We start from the raw sequence: 19,230 nt of genomic DNA on the forward strand, positions 1-19,230 counted from the left end.
AGGAAGGTCACCGCCGTGAAGGTCACCGTCCCCGTCCCAGGGGTCGCCCGTCTCGCGCACGCCTACGTCAGCTGCTACGTGCTGGCCGACGAGGACGGCGCGACCGTCGTCGACGCCGGGCTGCCGCGCATGTGGGGCATGCTGCCCCGCGCGCTCGCCGCCGTGGACCGCCGGCTCGCCGACGTGCGGGCCGTCGTCCTGACGCACGCGCACTTCGACCACGTCGGGTTCGCGCGGCGCGCGCGCGAGGAGCTCGACGTCGCGGTGTGGGTGCACGACGCCGACGCCCGGCTCGCGGCACACCCGTACCGCTACGCGCACGAGAACCCGCGCGCCACGTACCCGTTGCGGCACCCCCGTGCCGTGCCGATCCTCGGCGCCATGCTCGCGGCCGGCGCGGCCCGCGTGCACGGCGTCGAGAACGTCCGCAGGCTCGTGCCCGGCGGTCGCCTGGAGATCCCGGGGCGGCCCGTGGTCGTCGCGTGCCCGGGCCACACCGACGGGCACGTCGCGCTGCACCTGCCGGACCGCGACACCCTCCTGTCGGGCGACGCGCTCGTGACGCTCGACCCGTACACCGGCCGCACCGGTCCCCGCATCGTCGCGGGCGCCGCCACGGCCGACAGCGCGCTGAACCTCGCGTCCCTGGACGCGCTGGCGGCCACGGGTGCGCGGGTCGTCCTGCCCGGGCACGGGGAGCCGTGGACGGGCGGCGTCGTGGAGGCGGTGCGGTGCGCGCGCGCCGTCGGCGCCGCCTGACGAGCGGGCGCGGTCGGCTGCCGTCCGCCGCGGTCGGGGAGGCCGAGAACCGGTGGCGGCGGTGATCGTGTGCGACAGTGGAGGAGTACGAGGCGTCGGCGTGCAATCCCGGGCTCCGCCCATGACGTGCACGACCACCTCAGGATATGGGGCGGTCCGGCAGTGCTCGCCTTTGGGGGCGATTTCCGTGCCCAGCTCTTCCCCGTTCTTCAGTACCCCACCCGGCTCCATCACCGTGGTGACGGCGGACGGGCCCTCGGGCCCTCGGGCCCTCGTGCGTCTCGCCGGTGAGGTCGACGTGCTGCTGCGCGACCAGGCGGACGCCGCGCTCGCCCAGGTCGTGGCCCTCGGTCTGCCGGTCGTGATCGACCTGGCCGAGGCCCGCCTCGTCGGCGCCACCGCGCTCACGTTCCTCGTCCGGTGCGAGGACGCCTGCTCCGACGCGGGTCTGCCGTACGTCGTCCAGCACGTCACGCCGCACGTCGCCCGGGTCCTCGGGGCGCTCGGGCTCGACGCCGTCCTGCGCCACGTGGAAGGCCTGTCGACGGTCTCGTCATGAACCCCCTCCCGCCCCGGGCTCCGGTGGACGGGACGCCGCCGGGCGCACCGCAGGTGGTCGGCGCGCTCCGGCACGCGATCGAGGGCGTGCTGCGCCGGCCGGTCGACGTGCTCGCCGTCGCGCAGGTCGGCGGCCGGCCCCCGCAGGCCGTGGCCACCCGCGGCGCCGTCGCGCCCGAGGTGCCGTGGCCCGTCGGTGGGACGTGCGTGCCGCAGGCGACCGTGGTGCACCACGACGCCGCGGGACTGGTGGTGTCCGTGGCGGCCCGGTCCGCTGCTACGGCGGACTGGTCCCTGGTGACGGGCGACCTCACCGCGACGGCGACGGTCCTCGCCACGATGGTCGCGGTCCACGTCGAGCTGGGTGACCTGCGGCAGGACGTCGGTGACCTCACCGCCGCGATGCGCACCCGCGCCGTCATCGACCAGGCGATGGGTGTCGTCATGGCGCGCCGACGCTGCACGCCGGGTCAGGCGCTCGATGTCCTGCGGGCGTGGTCGCAGGACCACAACGAGAAGATGAGCGCCGTCGCCGCCCGTGTCGTGACGTGCGTCGCGGGGCCCGTGCCGCCACCCACACCGTTCGTCCCGCGCCGGCAGGCGGGCGGAACGGGGACCGGTGCGCCCGCCATGGGGTGACGAGGTCCCGGGCCCGCCTGCTGCCGGTCAGCGCACGTCGTCGTCCACCCAGTCGAAGGACCTCGTGACGGCCTTCTTCCACAGCCGGTACCGCCGGTCGCGCTCGTCGTCCGCCATCGCGGGCTCCCAGCGCTTGTCCTCCGCCCAGTTGTCGATGACGTCCTGCTCGCCCGACCAGTACCCGACGGCGATCCCGGCGGCGTAGGCGGCTCCCAGCGCGGTGGTCTCGGCGACCTTGGGCCGCACGACCGGGACGCCGAGGATGTCGGCCTGGAACTGCATGAGCGCCTCGTTGGCGACCATGCCGCCGTCGACCTTGAGCTCGGTGAGGTCGACCCCCGAGTCGGCGTTCATGGCGTCGAGGACCTCGCGCGTCTGGAAGGCGGTGGCCTCCAGTGCCGCACGGGCGATGTGCTCCTTGGTGACGTACCGCGTGAGGCCGACGATCGCCCCGCGCGCGTCGGACCGCCAGTACGGCGCGAAGAGCCCCGAGAACGCCGGGACGAAGTACACGCCGCCGTTGTCCTCGACGGACGCCGCGAGCCGCTCCACCTCCGGCGCGGACGAGATGATCCCCAGGTTGTCGCGCAGCCACTGCACCAGCGAGCCCGTGACGGCGATCGAGCCCTCGAGCGCGTAGACGGTGTCCTGGTCGCCGATCTTGTAGCAGACGGTCGTCAGCAGCCCGTTCTCGGAGGCGACCGGCTCGGTGCCCGTGTTGATGAGCATGAAGTTGCCGGTGCCGTACGTGTTCTTGGCCTGCCCGACCTCGAAGCACGCCTGGCCGAACGTCGCGGCCTGCTGGTCGCCCAGGATGCCCGCGATCGGCACGCCGGGGAGCAGGCCGCCCCTGCGGCCCGCGCCGTACACCTCGGACGACGAGCGGATCTCCGGCAGCATCGACAGCGGGATGCCCATCTCGCCGGCGATCTCCTCGTTCCACGTGAGCGAGTCGATGTTCATGAGCATGGTGCGCGACGCGTTGGTGGGGTCGGTGACGTGCAGGCCGCCCTTGACGCCACCTGTCATGTTCCACAGCACCCAGGAGTCGGTGTTGCCGAACGCGAGCCTGCCGGCCTCGGCCTTCTCGCGCGCACCCTCGACGTTGTCGAGGATCCACCGCACCTTGGGACCGGAGAAGTAGGTGGCGAGCGGCAGGCCGACGCGGTCCTTGTACCGCTCGGCCCCGCCGCCGAGCGCCGCGAGCTCGTCGCAGATCTTCTGGGTCCGGGTGTCCTGCCAGACGATGGCGTTGCACACCGGTTCGCCGGTCTCCCGGTCCCACACGACGGCGGTCTCGCGCTGGTTGGTGACGCCGACTGCGGCGATGTCCTCGTGCGTGAGGCTGGCGCGGCCGAGGGCCATGCCGACGACCTCGCGCGTGTTGACCCAGATCTCCCTCGCGTCGTGCTCGACCCACCCCGCCCGCGGGAAGATCTGCTCGTGCTCCTTCTGCCCCACGGACACGACCTGCCCCCCGTGGTCGAAGATCATGGCGCGGGTGGAGGTGGTGCCCTGGTCGATCGCCAGCACGTACGTGTCGGTCATGCCTCTGCTCTCCTCGGTACGGGTGGGGGTGCGCGGGTGGTCAGCCGATGTACACGCGGGCGGCGAGCCCGGCGAGCACACCGCCGAGCAGCGGTCCCACGATCGGGACCCACGAGTACGCCCAGTCGGACGAGCCCTTGCCGCGGATGGGCAGCAGGGCGTGGGCGATGCGCGGGCCCAGGTCGCGCGCCGGGTTGATGGCGTAGCCCGTGGGGCCACCGAGGCTCGCGCCGATGCCGACGACGAGGAGGGTCACGGCCAGCGGACCGACCTCCGCGGGCGTCTCGCCGAAGGCCAGCACGATGAACACGAGCACGAACGTGGCGACGGCCTCGGTGAGGAGGTTCCACCCGTAGGAGCGCAGCTCCGGACCCGTCGAGAAGACGCCCAGCTTCACCGCGGGGTCGGCGTCCTGGTCGAAGTGCTTCTTGTACACGAGGAACGCCAGGAGCGCACCGATCGCGGCGCCGAGCATCTGCGCCACGACGTACAGGAACCCGTTGACCGCCGTCACGGCGATGCCGGGGGCGAACTCCTCGGCACCCGACGCCCAGACGCCAATCGTCACGGCCGGGTTGATGTGCGCGCCGGACTTGTACGCCGCGTAGACGCCGGCGTAGACCGCGATCCCCCAGCCGAAGTTGATGAGCAGCCACCCCCCGGCGAACCCCTTGGTCCGCGGCAGGATCGCGTTGGCCACCACCCCGGCACCCAGCAGGATGAGGAGCGCGGTGCCGATGGTCTCCGACAAGAACGCATCACCGATGGTGTAGTCCACTTCAGGCCCCTCTCGTCGACGTCGCTGTCGCGGTCACCGCCGGGTCGTGCAGCCGCGGTGCGGCGCCCGGGGGTGCGGGTCGGCGGCGACCCGCACCCCCGGTGCTCAGGTGCCGACGGGGCCCGACGCGCCACGTCCGGCGGGCGACCCGGGCTTCGTGCCCGGGTCGGCGTCGTCGCCCAGCGGCAGCAGCGGGGCGACGTCGGTCGCCTGCAGGCGCACGCGCTCCGCCGCCGCGTCGTCCGGCTCGGCCGCCGCGGCGTCCTCCGCCGCCGCCCGTGCGCGGTACGCCTCGACCTCGCGGCGCCGCGTCGCGTCGTCCCAGCCGAGGACGGGCGCGACGAGGTCCGCGATCTCCTCGAGCGCGCCGGTGCCCTTGTCGGCCTGCTCGTAGTTGAGACGCGTGCGGTGCATGAGGACGTCGTCGAGGTGCAGCGCGCCCTCGTGGCTCACCGCGTAGACGATCTCCGCGCCGATGTACGCCGGCGCGTTCGCCAGCGGGCGGGCGAGCTCGGGGCGCTCGTCGCACAGGTCCGTCAGCTCCTGCAGCAGCGAGCCGTAGCGGTGCAGCAGGTGGTCGAGGCGCGGCCGGTCCCAGCCGTAGCGCGCACCGATCGCCCGGGCCTGGCGCTGCACGACCTTGAGCCCCTCGGCGCCGACGAGCGGCACCTCGTGCGTGATCGAGGGCAGCGTCGTGGCCCGCGCACCGAGCGCGAAGTCGACGGCGTCCTTGGCCATCACCCGGTAGGTCGTGAGCTTGCCGCCGGCGACGACGGTCAGCCCCGGGGCGGGCGACGCCACGGTGTGCTCGCGCGAGACCTTGGCGGACGACGTCCCCTCCTTGGTCCCCGGCTGCAGCAGCGGACGCAGCCCCGCCCACGTGCCGATGACGTCCTGGCGGGTCAGCGGGCGCGAGAGCACCTGGTTGGCGTGCTCGATGACGTAGTCGATGTCGGCGCTGGTCGCGACGGGGTGCGTCAGCTCCTGCTCCCAGGGCGTGTCGGTCGTCCCGATCACCCAGTAACGGGACCACGGGATGATGAAGAGCACCGACTTCTCGGTCTGCAGGATCAGCCCGGTGTTGCCCTCGATCCGGGCGCGCGGCACCACGATGTGGATGCCCTTGGACGCCAGGACCCGCAGCCCGCCCTCGCTGCCCGCGAGCGACTCCGTCTGCTCGGTCCACACGCCGGTCGCGTTGATGACGTGGCGCGCACGGACGTCGATGCGCTCACCGGACTCGAGGTCGACGACCTCGGCACCCGTGATCGCGCCGCCCGTGGTCGTCTGCAGGTCGACGACCTGCGTGCGCGACGCCGCGTGCGCGCCGTAGCTCACGGCCGTGCGCACGAGGCTCTCGACCAGCCGGGCGTCGTCGACGCTCGCGTCCCAGTAGCGCACGGCCCCGATCGCGGCGTCGTGCCGCAGGTCGGGGAACAGCCGCTCCATGCCCTTGCGGGTGAGGTGGCGGTGGATCGGCATGGCCCGCCGCGTGCCGGACACCGACGCGAGCGTGTCGTACAGCGCGACGCCCGCACCCACGTACGCCCGCTCCCACACCCGGTGCTCGAGCGGGTAGAGGAAGCTCACGGGCTTGACCAGGTGCGGTGCGAGGCGGGTGATGAGCAGGTCGCGCTCGGTCAGCGCCTCGCGCACGAGGTGGAAGTCCAGCATCTGCAGGTACCGCAGGCCGCCGTGGACGAGCTTGCTGGAGCGGCTCGACGTGCCGGACGCCCAGTCCTGACCCTCGACGATCGCGGTGGACAGGCCGCGCGTGACGCCGTCGAGGGCGATGCCCGCACCGGTGACCCCGCCCCCCACGACCAGCAGGTCGAGCTCGCGGCCCTGCTCGGAGCTGCGGCGCAGCGACTCCAGGGCGTCCTGCCGTGCGTGCGCCGTCAGCGGTGCGGTCCTCATGTGGCGATCCCCCTTGGTGCCGTCCCTCGTGGTCACGGCGGTGGCGCGTCGGCCCCTCGCCCGCGCGGCGCGTCGCCGCTATCGTCATCACGTCCAGAACGGACGCGCAACTCCGGTGCACGAACGTGCAGCGAGTTGACGGTTCCATGGGGGGCCGAAGGGACGGTGCTGGGTGTTCGTGGAGCGGGAGCAGGACGTGCTGCGCGCGGCCTCCATGTACTACCTGCAGGACCTCAAGATGGAGGTCATCGCCCGGCACCTCGGGACGTCCCGGTCGACCGTCTCCCGCCTGCTGAAGCGCGCGCGGGACACCGGGCTCGTCGAGATCACGCTGCGCCCCTCGAGCACGCGGGCGCCCGGCCTCGGCCGGTCGATCTCGTCGACGTTCGGCATCGACACGTACGTCGTCCCCGTGCCGGACTCCGCGGGGTCGGTCGAGCGCCTCGACCAGGTCGCGATGACGGCTGCACGCCTGCTCGGCTCGTGGTTCGACTCCGACATGGTCATGGGCGTCGCCTGGGGCACCACGATCGCGGCCGTGTCCCGGTACCTGGCACCCAAGCCGACCCGCGGCTCGGCCGTCGTCCAGCTCAACGGCGCGGCGAACGTGCGCACGTCGGGCGTCGAGTACGCGTCCGACCTCATCTCGTCGTTCGGGTCGGCGTTCGGCGCGGCCGTCCACCACTTCTCCGTGCCCGCGTTCTTCGACTACCCCGACACCAAGGACGCCATGTGGCGCGAGCGCTCCGTGCGCCGTGTGCTGGACATGCAGCGTCGCGCCGACATCGCGGTCTTCTCGGCAGGTGCGGTCGCCGGGGCGGTCCCGTCGCACGTGTACTCCGCGGGCTACCTCGACGAGTCCGACGTGCGCCGCCTGCACGACGAGTCCGTCGTCGGCGACGTGTGCACGGTCTTCCTGCGCGGCGACGGGTCCTGGGCGGACGTGTCGCTCAACAGCCGCGCGACCGGCCCGACGCCCGACGAGCTGCAGCGCGTCCCGCGACGCGTGTGCGTCGTCGCCGGTGACAACAAGGTCGCCCCGCTCCTCGCAGCCCTGCGCGCCGAGGTGGTCACCGACCTCGTCGTCGACGAGGTGACCGCCACGGCGCTCCTGGACGCCGCGGGCACCCGCACCGCGTCCCGCCGTGCGTAGGTTGTGCGCGTGAGCTCTCCCGCCCAGGTCGCCGTCCGACCGGCCCTCCCCGCGGACGTCCGCGCCATCCGCCGCCTCGTCGAGCCCTACGCCCAGGAGCGCATCCTGCTGGCCAAGGAGTGGGTGGGGTACTACGAGGCCGTGCAGGAGTTCGTCGTCGCGCGCGCCGTCGACGACGTCGTCGGGTGCGGCGCGCTGCACGTGATGTGGGAGGACCTCGCCGAGATCCGCACGCTCGCGGTCGACCCCGCCTACCGGGGGCGTGCCGTCGGGCACGCGCTCGTCGACGCGCTGCTCGACCGCGCGCGCGACCTGGGGCTGCGGCGCGTGTTCTGCCTGACGTTCGAGGTCGACTTCTTCGCCCGGCACGGCTTCCGCGAGATCGACGGGACGCCCGTCGCCCCTGACGTGTACGCCGAGCTGCTGCGGTCGCACGACGACGGCGTCGCCGAGTTCCTCGACCTGGCCCGCGTGAAGCCCAACACGCTGGGCAACACGCGCATGCTGCTCGAGCTCTGACCCGGCGACGCTCGGCGTCAGTGGGGGAGGCGGTAGGTGGCCGCGTCCGGGTCCGGGGCGTCGCCCGCCGCGTCCTCGCGGACGACGAGGCCGTCGACGACCAGCGCGTCCAGGCAGCGGGCGAGCTGGGCGACGTCCGGCCAGACGGCCGCGACCGCCGCGTGGGGGACCGGGGCGAGCGCCTCGCGCAGCAGCGCCATGACCCGTCCCCGCGCCTGCCGGTCGGTCCCGGCCCAGGCCTGCGCGCGACGACGGTGCGCGTGCGCGTCGGCGGGGCGGCCGGCAGCCAGCCACCGGCAGCGGTCGGCCACCGGGCAGGCGTCGCACCGGGGGGAGCGTGCGGTGCACACCAGCGCACCGAGCTCCATCGAGGCCGCCGCCCAGCGTGCCGCCGAGGCGTCGTCGTCCGGCACCCACGCGGCCGCACGCGCCGTCTCGGCGACCGTCAGGGCCGGCGCCGGCAGCGCCTCGCCCGCCGCCACGCGCGCCAGGACGCGCCGCACGTTGGTGTCGAGCACGACCGACCGCCGCCCGAACGCGAACGCCCGCACGGCCGCGGCCGTGTAGGGGCCCACGCCCGGCAGCGCGAGCAGCGCGTCCTCGTCGTCCGGCAGCACGCCGCCGTGCCGCTCGACGACGGCCCGCGCGCACTCCTGCAGGCGCAGCGCGCGCCGCGGGTACCCGAGCCGGTCCCACGCGCGCAGGACGTCGCCCGTGGGCGCGGCCGCGAGGTCCGCGGGCGTCGGCCAGCGGTCCAGCCACGCGCGCCACGCCGGCTCGACCCGCACGACCGGCGTCTGCTGCAGCATCACCTCGCTGACCAGCACGCCCCACGGGGTCCGGTCCGCCGCCCGCCACGGCAGGTCGCGCGCGTGCGCGTCGAACCACGCGACGACGTCGTCGCGGACGCCCGAGGCCTCGACGTCCCCACGCCCTGCGACGTCGCCCGCGACGGGCACGCCGCCGGCCGGGGGAGGGGTCGCGGCGCGGACGACGGGCTGAACGGCGGGCACGCCTCATGGTGCCGTCGCGGGGCGCCGGGACGAAACCCGGCGCGTCGGCCCGTGCCGCGTCGACGGGACCGGTCCGCGGCGCCGAGCGTCACCAGCGCTCGTCGTGCCGGGAGTGGCGCGTCCTGCGCGATGCGTCGGCGTCGGCCTCGTACCGTGGACGCGCGGCCGCACAACCATCACGCCCACCCCGGAGGTCCCCGCATGAACGACCGGACGCCCCCGACCGGCCGCGGGCCCCGACCGGCGCGTCCGGCCCCGGCGCCCCGCCCGCCGGCCCGCGTCTACTGGGTGCGCCGGTTCGTCGTCCTCGGGCTGCCGCTGCTGGTCGTCGTCGTCCTCGTCGTGTGGTGGACCGGCCGCGGCAGCGAGGCCGCCGCGGAGGCCGACCCCGGCACCGTCCCCGTCGCGACGCCGTCGCCGACGACGGCCGCGGAGCCCGGCGTCCCCGAGTGCGCACCGGAGCAGCTGGCTCTCGCCGTGACGCCCGGGGCCGAGGCGTTCGCCGCCGGGGTCGACCCGACGTTCGAGGTCACCGTCACCAACTCCGGCTCCGAGCCGTGCCTCGTCGACGCGGGGGACGGCCGGCGCGAGGTCGTCATCACGTCCGGCGAGGACCGCGTCTGGTCGAGCCTGGACTGCGTGCCGGCGGACCCGGACGCGCGCACGCTCCTGCTCGCCGGTGGGCAGTCGGACGTCACGCAGCTCGGGTGGCCGCGTGAGCGGTCCGCTGCCGGGTGCGCCGGGGGGCTGCCCGAGCCCGGTGCGGGGACCTACTCCGTCGTGGTGGGCGTCGGCGGCGCGACCTCGCCCGCCGCGGTGTTCGGCCTCGGCTGAGGGCGACGGCCCGGCCGTCGTCCGCGGGTCGCGTGGGACGCGACCCGTCAGACGTACCGCTCGAGGATGCTCGACTCCGCGAGCCGCGACAGGCCCTCGCGCACCGAGCGGGCCCGCTGCTCGCCGACCCCGTCGACGGCCATGAGGTCGTCGATCGTCGCGGCCAGCAGCTTCTGCAGGCCGCCGAAGTGCCCGACCAGGCGGTCGACGACCGGGCCGGGCAGGCGCGGCACCTTCGACAGCAGGCGGTAGCCGCGCGGGCCGACGGCCGCGTCGAGGGTCTCGCCGCCGCCGGGCAGCCCGAGCACGCGGGCGATGTGCGCGATGTCGAGCAGCTGCGTCGAGTCGAGCTCGCCGAGGGCGTCGGGGACTGCCTCGATCGAGCGTCGTGACGTGTCGACGTAGTCCCGGATGACGAGCTCGCGCTCGGTGCTGACGCCGCCGACGAGCTCGTCGAGCTGCAGCGTGAGCAGACGGCCGTCGGTGCCGAGCTCGACGACGTAGCCGGCGATCTCGTCCGAGATCCGGCGGACCATCTCGAGGCGCTGCACGACGGCGGAGACGTCGCGCACCGTGACCAGGTCCTCGATCTCCAGTGCCGACAGGGTGCCGCTGACCTCGTCGAGGCGTGCCTTGTACCGCTCGAGCGTCGCGAGCGCCTGGTTGGCACGCGACAGGATCGTCGTGGAGTCCTCGAGCACGTACCGCTGCTCGCCGACGTAGAGCGCGACGATGCGCATCGACGCGGACACCGAGATCACGGGCAGACCGGTCTGCTTCGCGACGCGCTCGGCGGTGCGGTGCCGGGTGCCGGACTCCGACGTCTGGATCGACGGGTCCGGCAGCAGCTGGACGGCGGCCCGCACGATCCGGTCGCGGATCGGGTCGATGACGACGGCCCCGTCCATCTTCGCGAGCTCGCGCAGGCGCGTCGCGGAGAACTCGACGTCCAGGACGAAGCCGCCGGAGCACAGCGACTCGACCGTGGCGTCCATGCCGAGCACGATGAGCGCGCCCGTCCGGCCGCGCAGGATCCGCTCCAGACCGTCGCGCAGCTCGGTTCCGGGCGCGACGGCGAAGAGCGTGGACCTCAGCAGGTCGTCGTGCTGGTGCGGGTGGGGCACCCTCGGATCGTATCGGTGGCGTGACGAGTTGTCCGAGCCGCCACTCACACGTCGCCCGACGGGGCGAGCCCCGCCAGGACGGCCGCCGCCAGGTCCGGGGCCTCCACGACCCGCAGGCCGTCGGGCACGGTGACCTCCTCGAGCGTCCCCGAGGGGACGACCGCGCGCGTGCAGCCGAGCCGCGCCGCCTCCGCCAGGCGCCGGCCCACGCCCGGGACCGGGCGGATCTCCCCGGCCAGGCCGACCTCGCCGATGGCCACCAGCCCCGCGTGCACGGGGACGTTCTCGCGGCCGCTGACGGCGGCCAGCGCGAGCGCCAGGTCCGCGGGGGGCTCCACGACGCGCGCGCCGCCGACCGTCGAGACGTAGACGTCCTGGTCGGCGAGGCGAGCGCCGAGCCGGCGCTGGAGGACCGCGAGGACCATCGCGAGCCGGCTGCCGTCGACACCGCTGGTCGTGCGGCGCGGGTTCGGCACGACGCTCGGCGCCACGAGGGCCTGCACCTCCGCCGCCAGCGGCCGCCGACCCTCGAGCGTCACGGTCAGGCAGGTGCCCGGCACGTCGCTGACCAGGCGCGAGGTGAACAGCCCCGAGGGGTCCGCCAGCCCGACGATGCCGTGCTCCGAGAGGTCGAAGCAGCCGACCTCGTCGGTCGGCCCGTAGCGGTTCTTGGTGGCACGCAGCAGGCGCAGCCGGGAGTGGCGCTCGCCCTCGAACTGGCAGACCACGTCGACGAGGTGCTCGAGCGTGCGCGGCCCCGCGACGGACCCGTCCTTCGTGACGTGCCCGACGAGCACGACGGGCAGCGCGCGCGACTTGGCGGCGGTGATGAGCGCGGCCGTGACCTCGCGGACCTGCGAGACGCCGCCGGGCGACCCCTCCACCTGCGCGGAGGTGAACGTCTGCACCGAGTCGAGGACCAGCAGGTCGGGGTCGACGCTCTCGATGTGCCCGAGCACGGTGCCGAGGTCCGTCTCCGCCGCGAGCAGCAGCGTGGGGGCCAGCGCGTGGATGCGGCCCGCGCGCAGCCGCACCTGCGCGGCCGACTCCTCCCCGGTGACGTACAGGACGCGCCGCCCGGTGCGAGCGGCGCGTGCGGCCACGTCGAGCAGCAGGGTCGACTTGCCCACGCCCGGCTCGCCCGCGAGCAGCACGACCGCGCCGGGCACCAGGCCACCGCCGAGCACGCGGTCGAGCTCGTCGACTCCCGTGGGGCGGGCCGCGGCCGCGTCGACGTCGATGTCCTCGATGGGGCGCGCGGGGTTGCGCGTCGGTGCCACCGCGATCGTCCGCGGGCCGCCGGAGCCCGGTCCCGCGTCCTCGACGACGCAGCCCCACTCCTGGCACTCGCCGCACCGGCCGACCCACTTGCTCGCGGTCCAGCCGCACTCGGTGCAGCGGAACGCAGGGCGCTCGGTGGGGCGCTCACCCCCGGCACGGGCACGGCGCGTCGTCGTCTGGCTCACGTCCCGCACGGTACGGCCCACCACCGACAACCCCGCGCCGCGGACCCGTCCCGACCGCACGCCGGCGTGCTCGGTAGGCTGCCCCGTGGCCCGGCAGCAGCCGGACCGCGCGACACGAGGGGATGCCCGCCATGAGCGACACGGGACGACCCGGCGAGCCCGAGCAGCGGCCCGGCGCCACCGGACCGACGCACCGACCCGCCGCCACCCCGCAGGGCGACCCGGGTGCCGCGAGCGGCTGGGCCGGCGGGGGCGCCGATCCCGCCACCGCCGCCGTCTCCGACCCCGCCGGACCCGCACCGGAGCGCGAGCCCGGCGACGGCCGCGGTCGCCCCGCGTGGCTCCTGCCCGTGGCGATCGTCGTTGCCGTCGTGGTGATCGGCGTCGTGGTCGGCGTCCTGGTCAACCGCAACGGCGGCGACGCCGCTCCCGCGCCCGCCGCGTCCACGGTCACGGCACCCGTGCCGACGCCCGCCGCCGCGCCCGCGGCGCGCACGGCCACCACCGCGTTCGCCGGCGCCCTGCCCACCACGGTCCTGCAGTACGCCCTCGAGTCCTCGCAGGAGGACGCCGAGCGGCTCGGCGCCGGCGCGCTGGAGGCCTACACGGAGACGTTCACCGACGGCGACGGCGGCACCCTCACCGTGCGGGCCGCGCAGCTCGAGACGCCCGAGGACGCGACCGCGCTGCTGGCGCAGGTCGTCGCGGGGCTGCCCACGGCGCCGGCGGCCGACGCGCCCACGGCGACCGCGTCCGCGGCCCCCGACGTCGACCTGCCCCAGAGCGGTGAGGTCCTGGTCGGCGGGGCGCCCGTCGGCACGTTCACGGTCGTCGACGCCGGCGACGGCACGGGTGTCGCCGTGTGGCAGAACGGCACGGCGGTGTTCCAGGTGACGGCCCCGGTGGCGGACGTGCTCGACGTCTACCGGGCGTACTCGCTGTAGGACCGCGTCAGCCCGCGGGGCGCAGGACGTAGCCCACGCCGCGCAGCGTGTGCAGCATCGGCTCGCGGCCCTTGTCGATCTTGCGACGCAGGTAGGACACGTACAGCTCGACGATGTTCGCCTGCCCGCCGAAGTCGTACTGCCACACGCGGTCGAGGATCTGCGCCTTGCTCAGCGCCCGGCGAGGGTTGCGCATGAAGTAGCGCAGCAGCTCGAACTCCGTGGCCGTGAGGCGGATGGGGTCGTCGCCGCGCCACACCTCGTGGCTGTCCTCGTCCATGCGCAGGTCGCCGACGACGAGCAGCGCGTCGGGGCGCTGCCCGACGGCGCCGGCACGTCGCAGCATGCCGCGCAGCCGCGCGACGACCTCCTCGAGGCCGAACGGCTTGGTGACGTAGTCGTCCCCGCCCGCGGTGAGCCCGGCGACCCGGTCCTCGACGCCGTCGCGCGGCGTCAGGAACAGGACGGGCGCCTGGGGGCGTGCCGCGCGGACGCGCCGCAGCACGTCCGCGCCGGACATGTCCGGCAGCGTCAGGTCGAGCAGCACGACGTCGGGCTCGAGGGTGCCGACCAGCTCGATCGCGTCACGCCCCGACGTCGCGTGCCGCGCCTCCCAGCCCTCGTAGCGCAGCGCGGTGCACATCAGGTCACCGAGGTTGACCTCGTCGTCGACGACGAGGACCCGCAGGGGGCTGCCGTCGGCGCGGGTGAGCGAGTCGGGGCGGCGCGACGTGGGGCGGACGGGTGCTGTCGTCGTCATACGACCAGGCTGGCCGGGAGCCCTGTGGTCCGCCTGGAGCGTGCCTGTGAGTTGGCTGAGCCGCGGCGACCGCGGCCAGGAGCAGGTCGCCGTCCGGGTGGTGGACGCCGGGGCCGGCCCCGGGTCACGCACCCCGTCCGGGTTGCCCTACCGTGTGACGGTGCACGAGGGCCTCCACGTCCCGGTCGACCCGGATCCGACCGCGCCGCTTCGAGTGCGTGCGCGGGGCTGGGTCGTCGCCACGTGCGGCGTCGTGGCCATCGCCTCCCTGCTGGGCGTCCTGGCCCTGTGGCGGGTGTTCGTGGACACCTGGGCGGGTCAGCGGGTCGAGGACGCTGCGCTCGACGGCGCGGAGATCGGGCAGGGACAGCTGTGGCGCGTCGCCTCCCCGCTACTCGACGTCGTCTCCGTGGGGTTCGTCGCGGGCGGGCTGCTCGTCGCCGCCGGCGTCGCCCTGGCGCGACGCCGGCTCTCCCTGGTGGTCCAGGTCGCCGTGCTGGTCGGGGGCGCGAACCTCACCACCCGGATCCTCAAGGAGTGGGTGCTGGACCGGCCCGTGCTGGGCGTCGGCTCCGACTACGGGAACACCCTGCCCAGCGGTCACACGACCGCCGCGGGATCCGTGGCGGCCGGCCTCCTGCTCGTGGCCCCGCCCCGTGCGCGCCCGCTGGTCGCGGTGCTCGGCGGCGGGTACACGGCCCTGACGGGCATCTCGACGCTCGTCGGGCAGTGGCACCGCCCGTCGGACGTCGTCGCCGGTGCGCTCGTCGTGCTCTGCTGGACGGCGCTCGTGTGCGGTGCGATGGCGGCGCGACCCGGCCCGACCGGGACCGCGACCGCGATGCTGCGCAGGGTCGACCGTGCGGACCCGGGGTGGATCCGCACGCGGCGGACGGTGCTCGCGCTCGTCGCGCTCGGCGGGGGGGCGGGGACCGCGGCCGCCGTGCTGCTGGCGCGCACCTGGGCCACCCGCGCCGCCGCCGCGGGTCGCGCCGGCGAGCTCCTGGCCTACGGTGGTGGTGTCGCGGGCGTCGTCGCGGCGTGCGCCCTGACGTTCGCGGTCATGCTGCTGCTGCGGCACGCGGCGGGGTCACGGGACGAGGCGTCGTCCTCGGCCGCTTGACGCCAGGACGTAGAGTCCCCTCGGAAGTGGGGTCCACGCGTCGTGGGGCGCCGCGCTCACCACGACAACGTCGTCACACACATCCCACAGCCCACGGCACGGAAGGCCGGTCAGAATGTCTGCAGGTCGCAAGCTCGTCATCGTGGAGTCCCCCGCGAAGGCGCGCACGATCGCCGGGTACCTCGGCGAGGGCTACGACGTGGAGGCGTCCGTCGGGCACATCCGCGACCTCCCACAGCCCTCCGAGCTGCCCGCGGACATGAAGAAGGGCCCGTACGGCAAGTTCGCCGTCGACGTCGACAACGGGTTCGTCCCGTACTACGTCGTGGACGCGGACAAGAAGAAGAAGGTCGCCGAGCTCAAGAAGCTCCTCAAGGAGTCCGACGAGCTCTACCTCGCCACCGATGAGGACCGCGAGGGCGAGGCCATCGCGTGGCACCTCCTGGCGGAGCTCAAGCCGAAGATCCCCGTCAAGCGCATGGTGTTCCACGAGATCACGCGCGAGGCGATCGCGCGTGCGCTGGAGAACACGCGCGAGCTGGACGAGCGGCTCGTGGACGCGCAGGAGACCCGCCGCATCCTCGACCGGCTCTACGGCTACGAGGTCAGCCCCGTGCTGTGGCGCAAGGTCCGCCAGGGCCTGTCGGCCGGGCGCGTGCAGTCCGTGGCGACGCGGCTCGTCGTCGAGCGCGAGCGCGAGCGCATGGCGTTCGTCGCCGCGGACTACTGGGACGTCACGGGCACCTTCGCCGTCGCCGACGACGGCGAGCCGACGTTCTCGGCGCGCCTGACGGGCGTCGGGGGAGCCCGCGTCGCCAGCGGCCGGGACTTCGACGACCGCGGGACGCTGAAGACGCGCGACACGGTGACGCTCGACGAGGACCGGGCCAACGCCCTGGTCGCCGGGCTCGACGGTGCCGCGTTCGTGGTGCAGTCGCTCGAGACCAAGCCGTACACGCGGCGCCCCGCCGCGCCGTTCACCACCTCGACGCTCCAGCAGGAGGCGTCCCGCAAGCTGCGCATGAGCTCGCGGCAGGCGATGCGCACGGCGCAGTCGCTGTACGAGAACGGCTACATCACCTACATGCGGACCGACTCGCCCGCGCTGTCGACGCAGGCGATCGACGCCGCGCGCCGGCAGGTCGCCGAGCTCTACGGCTCCGAGTACGTGCCCGACAAGCCGCGGCTCTACACGTCGAAGGCGAAGGGTGCGCAGGAGGCCCACGAGGCCATCCGCCCCGCCGGCGACCACTTCCGGACGCCCGCGCAGGTCGCGCGCGAGCTGTCCGGCGACCAGTTCAAGCTGTACGAGCTGGTCTGGAAGCGCACGGTCGCCTCCCAGATGGCCGACGCGCGCGGCCAGACCGCGTCCGTGCGCCTCGCGGCGACGGCGACGACCCCGGACGGCCCGGTCGAGACCGTGTTCTCGGCGTCCGGCACGGTCATCACGTTCCGCGGGTTCCTCGCCGCGTACGAGGAGGGCCGCGACCGCGGGCGCTACGACGAGGCCGAGGCGGCCGCCGCGGCGGGCTCCGACGACGCCCGGCTGCCGCAGATGGCCCAGGGCGACCCGGTGACGGGCGCCGACCTGACGGCCGACGGCCACCGCACGTCCCCGCCGCCGCGCTTCACCGAGGCGTCGCTGGTCAAGGCGCTCGAGGAGCGCGGCATCGGCCGTCCCTCGACGTACGCCGCGACGATCGGCGTGATCCAGGACCGCGGGTACGTCACCAACCGCGGGCAGGCGCTGGTGCCGACGTGGCTCGCGTTCGCGGTGACGCGCCTGCTCGAGGAGAACTTCGACCGGCTCGTCGACTACGGCTTCACCGCCGGCATGGAGGAGGGCCTCGACGCCATCGCCGCAGGTCAGCGCGGTCGCGTCGACTGGTTGACGGAGTTCTACTTCGGCGACGGGTCGCAGTCCCTGGAGACCGGTGGCCTGCGCGGGCTCGTCGACAACCTCGGCGAGATCGACGCGCGCGAGGTCAACTCGATCGACATCGGCGACGGCATCACGCTGCGCGTCGGGCGCTACGGCCCCTACCTCGAGGCGCCGGGCGAGGGCCCGGACGACGACCCGCGCCGCTCGTCGGTGCCCGAGGACATGGCTCCGGACGAGCTGACGGTGGAGAAGGCGCGCGAGCTCCTCGAGACCATGCCCGACGGCGACAAGGTGCTCGGGACGGACCCCGCGACGGGCACGCAGATCGTCGCGCGCAACGGCCGGTACGGGCCGTACGTCACCGAGGTGCTGCCGGAGCCCGAGCTCGAGCCGGGCCTGTCGGCCGCCGCGCGCAAGAAGGCGCTGGCCGCGGCCCCCAAGCCGCGGACGGGGTCGCTCTTCAAGTCGATGACGCTGGCCACGGTCACCCTGGACGACGCGCTGCGCCTGCTCTCGCTGCCGCGGGTGGTCGGCGTCGACCCGGAGTCCGGTGCCGAGATCACCGCGCAGAACGGCCGCTACGGGCCGTACCTGAAGAAGGGCACCGACTCGCGGACGCTCGCGTCCGAGGAGCAGCTGCTCGACATCACGCTCGAGGAGGCGCTGGCGATCTACGCGCAGCCCAAGCGCGGCCGCGGCCAGACCGCGACGCCGCCGCTGCGCGAGCTCGGCGACGACCCGACGAGCGGCAAGCCGATCGTCGTCAAGGAGGGCCGCTTCGGGGCCTACGTGACCGACGGCGAGACGAACCGCACGCTGCCGCGCGACGTGACCCCGGAGTCGATCACCCCCGAGCAGGCCGTCGAGCTGCTGGCGGAGAAGCGCGCCGCCGGGCCGGCCAAGAAGCGCCCGGCCGCCCGCAAGCCGGCGACGACCCGCAAGAAGGCCCCCGCGAAGCGGTGACGGGTCGGCACCGACCCGCCGACGGGTCGGCACCGACCCGCCGACGGGACGGTGCCGCACCGCCGACGGGACCGTCTCGACGGCCCGCGCCGGCGTCGACGGCGTCGGCGACCGGCCGTCGACGCGCCGGCGGGATCGTCCGTGCACCTCACGCTCTGCGCGGTGTCCCCGACGGACGCTAGGTTGGCGCCATGGCTCGCACCGAGGACCCCCGCACCGCCCCGCCGATCCGCTGGGGCATCATCGGCGCCGGCGGGATCGCCAGCCAGTTCGCGAACTCCGTGCGGGAGTTCACGCGCGCCCAGCTCGTGGCCGTGGGGTCGCGCAACCGGGACCGCGCCGAGCGGTTCGCGACGGCGCACGGCATCCCGACGACGCACGTCGGCTACCGCGACCTCGTCGAGGACGCGCAGGTCGACGCGGTGTACGTCGCGACCCCGCACTCGGAGCACCGCGAGCACGCGCTGCTCGCGATCGCGGCGGGCAAGCACGTCCTCGTCGAGAAGGCGTTCACGCGCAACACCGCCGAGGCCCGCGAGGTCTTCGACGCCGCGCGCGCCGCGGGCGTGTTCGTCATGGAGGCGATGTGGACGCGGTTCCTGCCGCACGTCGCCGCCCTGCACCAGGTGATCGACTCGGGTGAGATCGGCGACATCGTCAACATCCGCGCCGACCACGGCCACCACTTCGCGTTCGACCCGACGAGCCGGCTGTACGACCCCGAGCTCGCAGGCGGTGCGCTGCTGGACCTGGGCGTCTACCCGGTGTCGTGGGCCCACGACTTCCTCGGCGTCCCGCAGGGCGTGCACGCGTTCGGGCAGCTCACCGAGACGGGCGTCGACGGGCAGGTCTCGATGATCCTCGACTACGGCAACGGCACGCAGGCGACGCTGAACACGACCCTGTGGTCGAAGACGCCGACGACGTCGTCCATCTCCGGCACCGAGGGGTACATCCGCGTCGCGGGCCCGTTCTACGCGCCGACCTCGTTCCGCCTCGCGCGGCGCGACGGGCGGCAGTGGACGTTCGAGCTGCCCGCCGCGCGCGGGCTGCAGTACGAGGCCGCGGAGGTCGCGCGCCGCGTCGCCGCCGGGGAGACCGAGAGCCCGCTGATGACGTGGCAGGGCACGCTCGACGTCATGACGACCCTGGACGAGATCCGGCGCCAGGTCGGCGTCGTGTACCCGGGCGAGCCGCAGCCGTCCTGACCTGCGACGGTGCGGACGTGTCGGCGGTGGCGGCTAGCCTGA

17 protein-coding genes are annotated in these 19,230 nt (G+C 74.5%); 10 read left to right on the top strand and 7 right to left on the bottom strand.

What is annotated here, in order from left to right:
* Window positions 1-15 precede the first annotated feature (15 nt).
* From KKR89_RS02860 to KKR89_RS02870, 3 genes are all read left to right on the top strand, one after another.
* Window positions 16-759 carry an MBL fold metallo-hydrolase gene (locus KKR89_RS02860; protein ID WP_208197181.1) on the top strand — a complete coding sequence of 248 codons (744 nt, stop codon included), beginning with the start codon at window positions 16-18 and terminating at the stop codon, window positions 757-759.
* Between the two features lie 187 nt (window positions 760-946).
* Window positions 947-1,318: an STAS domain-containing protein gene (locus KKR89_RS02865; protein ID WP_208197182.1), complete on the top strand. Its 372-nt coding sequence runs from the start codon at window positions 947-949 to the stop codon at window positions 1,316-1,318.
* Complete coding sequence (locus tag KKR89_RS02870) at window positions 1,315-1,956, top strand: ANTAR domain-containing protein (RefSeq protein WP_208197183.1); 642 nt, start codon at window positions 1,315-1,317, stop codon at window positions 1,954-1,956. Before KKR89_RS02865 ends, KKR89_RS02870 begins: the two co-directional genes overlap by 4 nt.
* Window positions 1,957-1,983: 27 nt before the next feature.
* Here KKR89_RS02870 and glpK read toward each other — a convergent pair whose 3' ends face one another.
* The 3 genes from glpK to KKR89_RS02885 all read right to left on the bottom strand — a co-directional run bounded on the left by glpK (window position 1,984) and on the right by KKR89_RS02885 (window position 6,199).
* Window positions 1,984-3,504, bottom strand: coding sequence for a glycerol kinase GlpK (glpK, locus tag KKR89_RS02875; RefSeq protein ID WP_208197184.1), 1,521 nt, complete (start codon window positions 3,502-3,504; stop codon window positions 1,984-1,986).
* A 40-nt stretch (window positions 3,505-3,544) separates the two neighbouring features.
* Window positions 3,545-4,255 (bottom strand): MIP/aquaporin family protein, encoded by a 711-nt coding sequence (locus KKR89_RS02880; RefSeq protein WP_243882989.1) that lies wholly within the window; start codon window positions 4,253-4,255, stop codon window positions 3,545-3,547.
* 132 nt (window positions 4,256-4,387) lie between these two features.
* Entirely contained in the window at window positions 4,388-6,199 is a 1,812-nt protein-coding gene (locus KKR89_RS02885; RefSeq protein WP_208197186.1) for a glycerol-3-phosphate dehydrogenase/oxidase, read from the bottom strand.
* Window positions 6,200-6,371: 172 nt separating this feature from the next.
* On the opposite strand from KKR89_RS02885, the gene KKR89_RS02890 reads away from it, so the two are divergent.
* Both KKR89_RS02890 and KKR89_RS02895 read left to right on the top strand, forming a co-directional pair.
* Complete coding sequence (locus KKR89_RS02890; RefSeq protein ID WP_208197187.1) at window positions 6,372-7,352, top strand: sugar-binding transcriptional regulator; 981 nt, start codon at window positions 6,372-6,374, stop codon at window positions 7,350-7,352.
* A gap of 9 nt (window positions 7,353-7,361) precedes the next feature.
* Window positions 7,362-7,871, top strand: a complete 510-nt coding sequence (locus KKR89_RS02895; RefSeq protein WP_208197188.1) for an amino-acid N-acetyltransferase — start codon at window positions 7,362-7,364, stop codon at window positions 7,869-7,871.
* 17 nt (window positions 7,872-7,888) lie between these two features.
* Here the strand turns inward: KKR89_RS02895 and KKR89_RS02900 are convergent, their stop codons facing one another.
* Entirely contained in the window at window positions 7,889-8,830 is a 942-nt protein-coding gene (locus tag KKR89_RS02900; protein WP_208197311.1) for an HhH-GPD family protein, read from the bottom strand.
* 255 nt (window positions 8,831-9,085) lie between these two features.
* On the opposite strand from KKR89_RS02900, the gene KKR89_RS02905 reads away from it, so the two are divergent.
* Window positions 9,086-9,718 carry a hypothetical protein gene (locus tag KKR89_RS02905; protein ID WP_208197189.1) on the top strand — a complete coding sequence of 211 codons (633 nt, stop codon included), beginning with the start codon at window positions 9,086-9,088 and terminating at the stop codon, window positions 9,716-9,718.
* Window positions 9,719-9,765: 47 nt separating this feature from the next.
* Here KKR89_RS02905 and disA read toward each other — a convergent pair whose 3' ends face one another.
* Entirely contained in the window at window positions 9,766-10,842 is a 1,077-nt protein-coding gene (gene disA, locus KKR89_RS02910) for a DNA integrity scanning diadenylate cyclase DisA (protein ID WP_208197190.1), read from the bottom strand.
* Window positions 10,843-10,886: 44 nt separating this feature from the next.
* A complete protein-coding gene (radA, locus tag KKR89_RS02915) occupies window positions 10,887-12,308 on the bottom strand; it encodes a DNA repair protein RadA (protein ID WP_208197191.1) in 1,422 nt (473 codons plus the stop codon).
* A 131-nt stretch (window positions 12,309-12,439) separates the two neighbouring features.
* On the opposite strand from radA, the gene KKR89_RS02920 reads away from it, so the two are divergent.
* Window positions 12,440-13,252, top strand: a complete 813-nt coding sequence (locus tag KKR89_RS02920) for a hypothetical protein (protein WP_208197192.1) — start codon at window positions 12,440-12,442, stop codon at window positions 13,250-13,252.
* Between the two features lie 7 nt (window positions 13,253-13,259).
* On the opposite strand, the gene KKR89_RS02925 is transcribed toward KKR89_RS02920, so the two are convergent.
* On the bottom strand, window positions 13,260-14,012 hold the full coding sequence (locus KKR89_RS02925) for a response regulator transcription factor (protein WP_208197193.1): 753 nt from the start codon (window positions 14,010-14,012) through the stop codon (window positions 13,260-13,262).
* Window positions 14,013-14,172: 160 nt separating this feature from the next.
* Between KKR89_RS02925 and KKR89_RS02930 the strand changes: the two genes are divergently transcribed.
* From KKR89_RS02930 to KKR89_RS02940, 3 genes are all read left to right on the top strand, one after another.
* The gene (locus KKR89_RS02930) at window positions 14,173-15,135 is read left to right on the top strand and encodes a phosphatase PAP2 family protein (protein ID WP_251140993.1); all 963 of its coding nucleotides are present in this window, start codon (window positions 14,173-14,175) and stop codon (window positions 15,133-15,135) included.
* 115 nt (window positions 15,136-15,250) lie between these two features.
* Window positions 15,251-17,980, top strand: a complete 2,730-nt coding sequence (topA, locus tag KKR89_RS02935; protein WP_208197194.1) for a type I DNA topoisomerase — start codon at window positions 15,251-15,253, stop codon at window positions 17,978-17,980.
* A gap of 191 nt (window positions 17,981-18,171) precedes the next feature.
* Entirely contained in the window at window positions 18,172-19,188 is a 1,017-nt protein-coding gene (locus KKR89_RS02940) for a Gfo/Idh/MocA family protein (RefSeq protein ID WP_208197195.1), read from the top strand.
* The last annotated feature ends 42 nt before the right edge of the window (window positions 19,189-19,230 follow it).

Source organism: Cellulomonas dongxiuzhuiae, from assembly GCF_018623035.1.
Taxonomy (GTDB): Bacteria; Actinomycetota; Actinomycetes; order Actinomycetales; family Cellulomonadaceae; genus Cellulomonas; species Cellulomonas dongxiuzhuiae.

What these genes read in the sequence shown, in the direction of transcription:
- KKR89_RS02870 (WP_208197183.1), top strand. Translation starts at nt 1,315, where the DNA reads ATGAACCCCCTCCCGCCCCGGGCTCCGGTGGACGGGACGCCGCCGGGC.
- glpK (WP_208197184.1), bottom strand. Translation starts at nt 3,504, where the DNA reads ATGACCGACACGTACGTGCTGGCGATCGACCAGGGCACCACCTCCACC.
- KKR89_RS02885 (WP_208197186.1), bottom strand. Translation starts at nt 6,199, where the DNA reads ATGAGGACCGCACCGCTGACGGCGCACGCACGGCAGGACGCCCTGGAG.
- KKR89_RS02905 (WP_208197189.1), top strand. Translation starts at nt 9,086, where the DNA reads ATGAACGACCGGACGCCCCCGACCGGCCGCGGGCCCCGACCGGCGCGT.
- KKR89_RS02920 (WP_208197192.1), top strand. Translation starts at nt 12,440, where the DNA reads ATGAGCGACACGGGACGACCCGGCGAGCCCGAGCAGCGGCCCGGCGCC.
- KKR89_RS02925 (WP_208197193.1), bottom strand. Translation starts at nt 14,012, where the DNA reads ATGACGACGACAGCACCCGTCCGCCCCACGTCGCGCCGCCCCGACTCG.
- topA (WP_208197194.1), top strand. Translation starts at nt 15,251, where the DNA reads ATGTCTGCAGGTCGCAAGCTCGTCATCGTGGAGTCCCCCGCGAAGGCG.
- KKR89_RS02940 (WP_208197195.1), top strand. Translation starts at nt 18,172, where the DNA reads ATGGCTCGCACCGAGGACCCCCGCACCGCCCCGCCGATCCGCTGGGGC.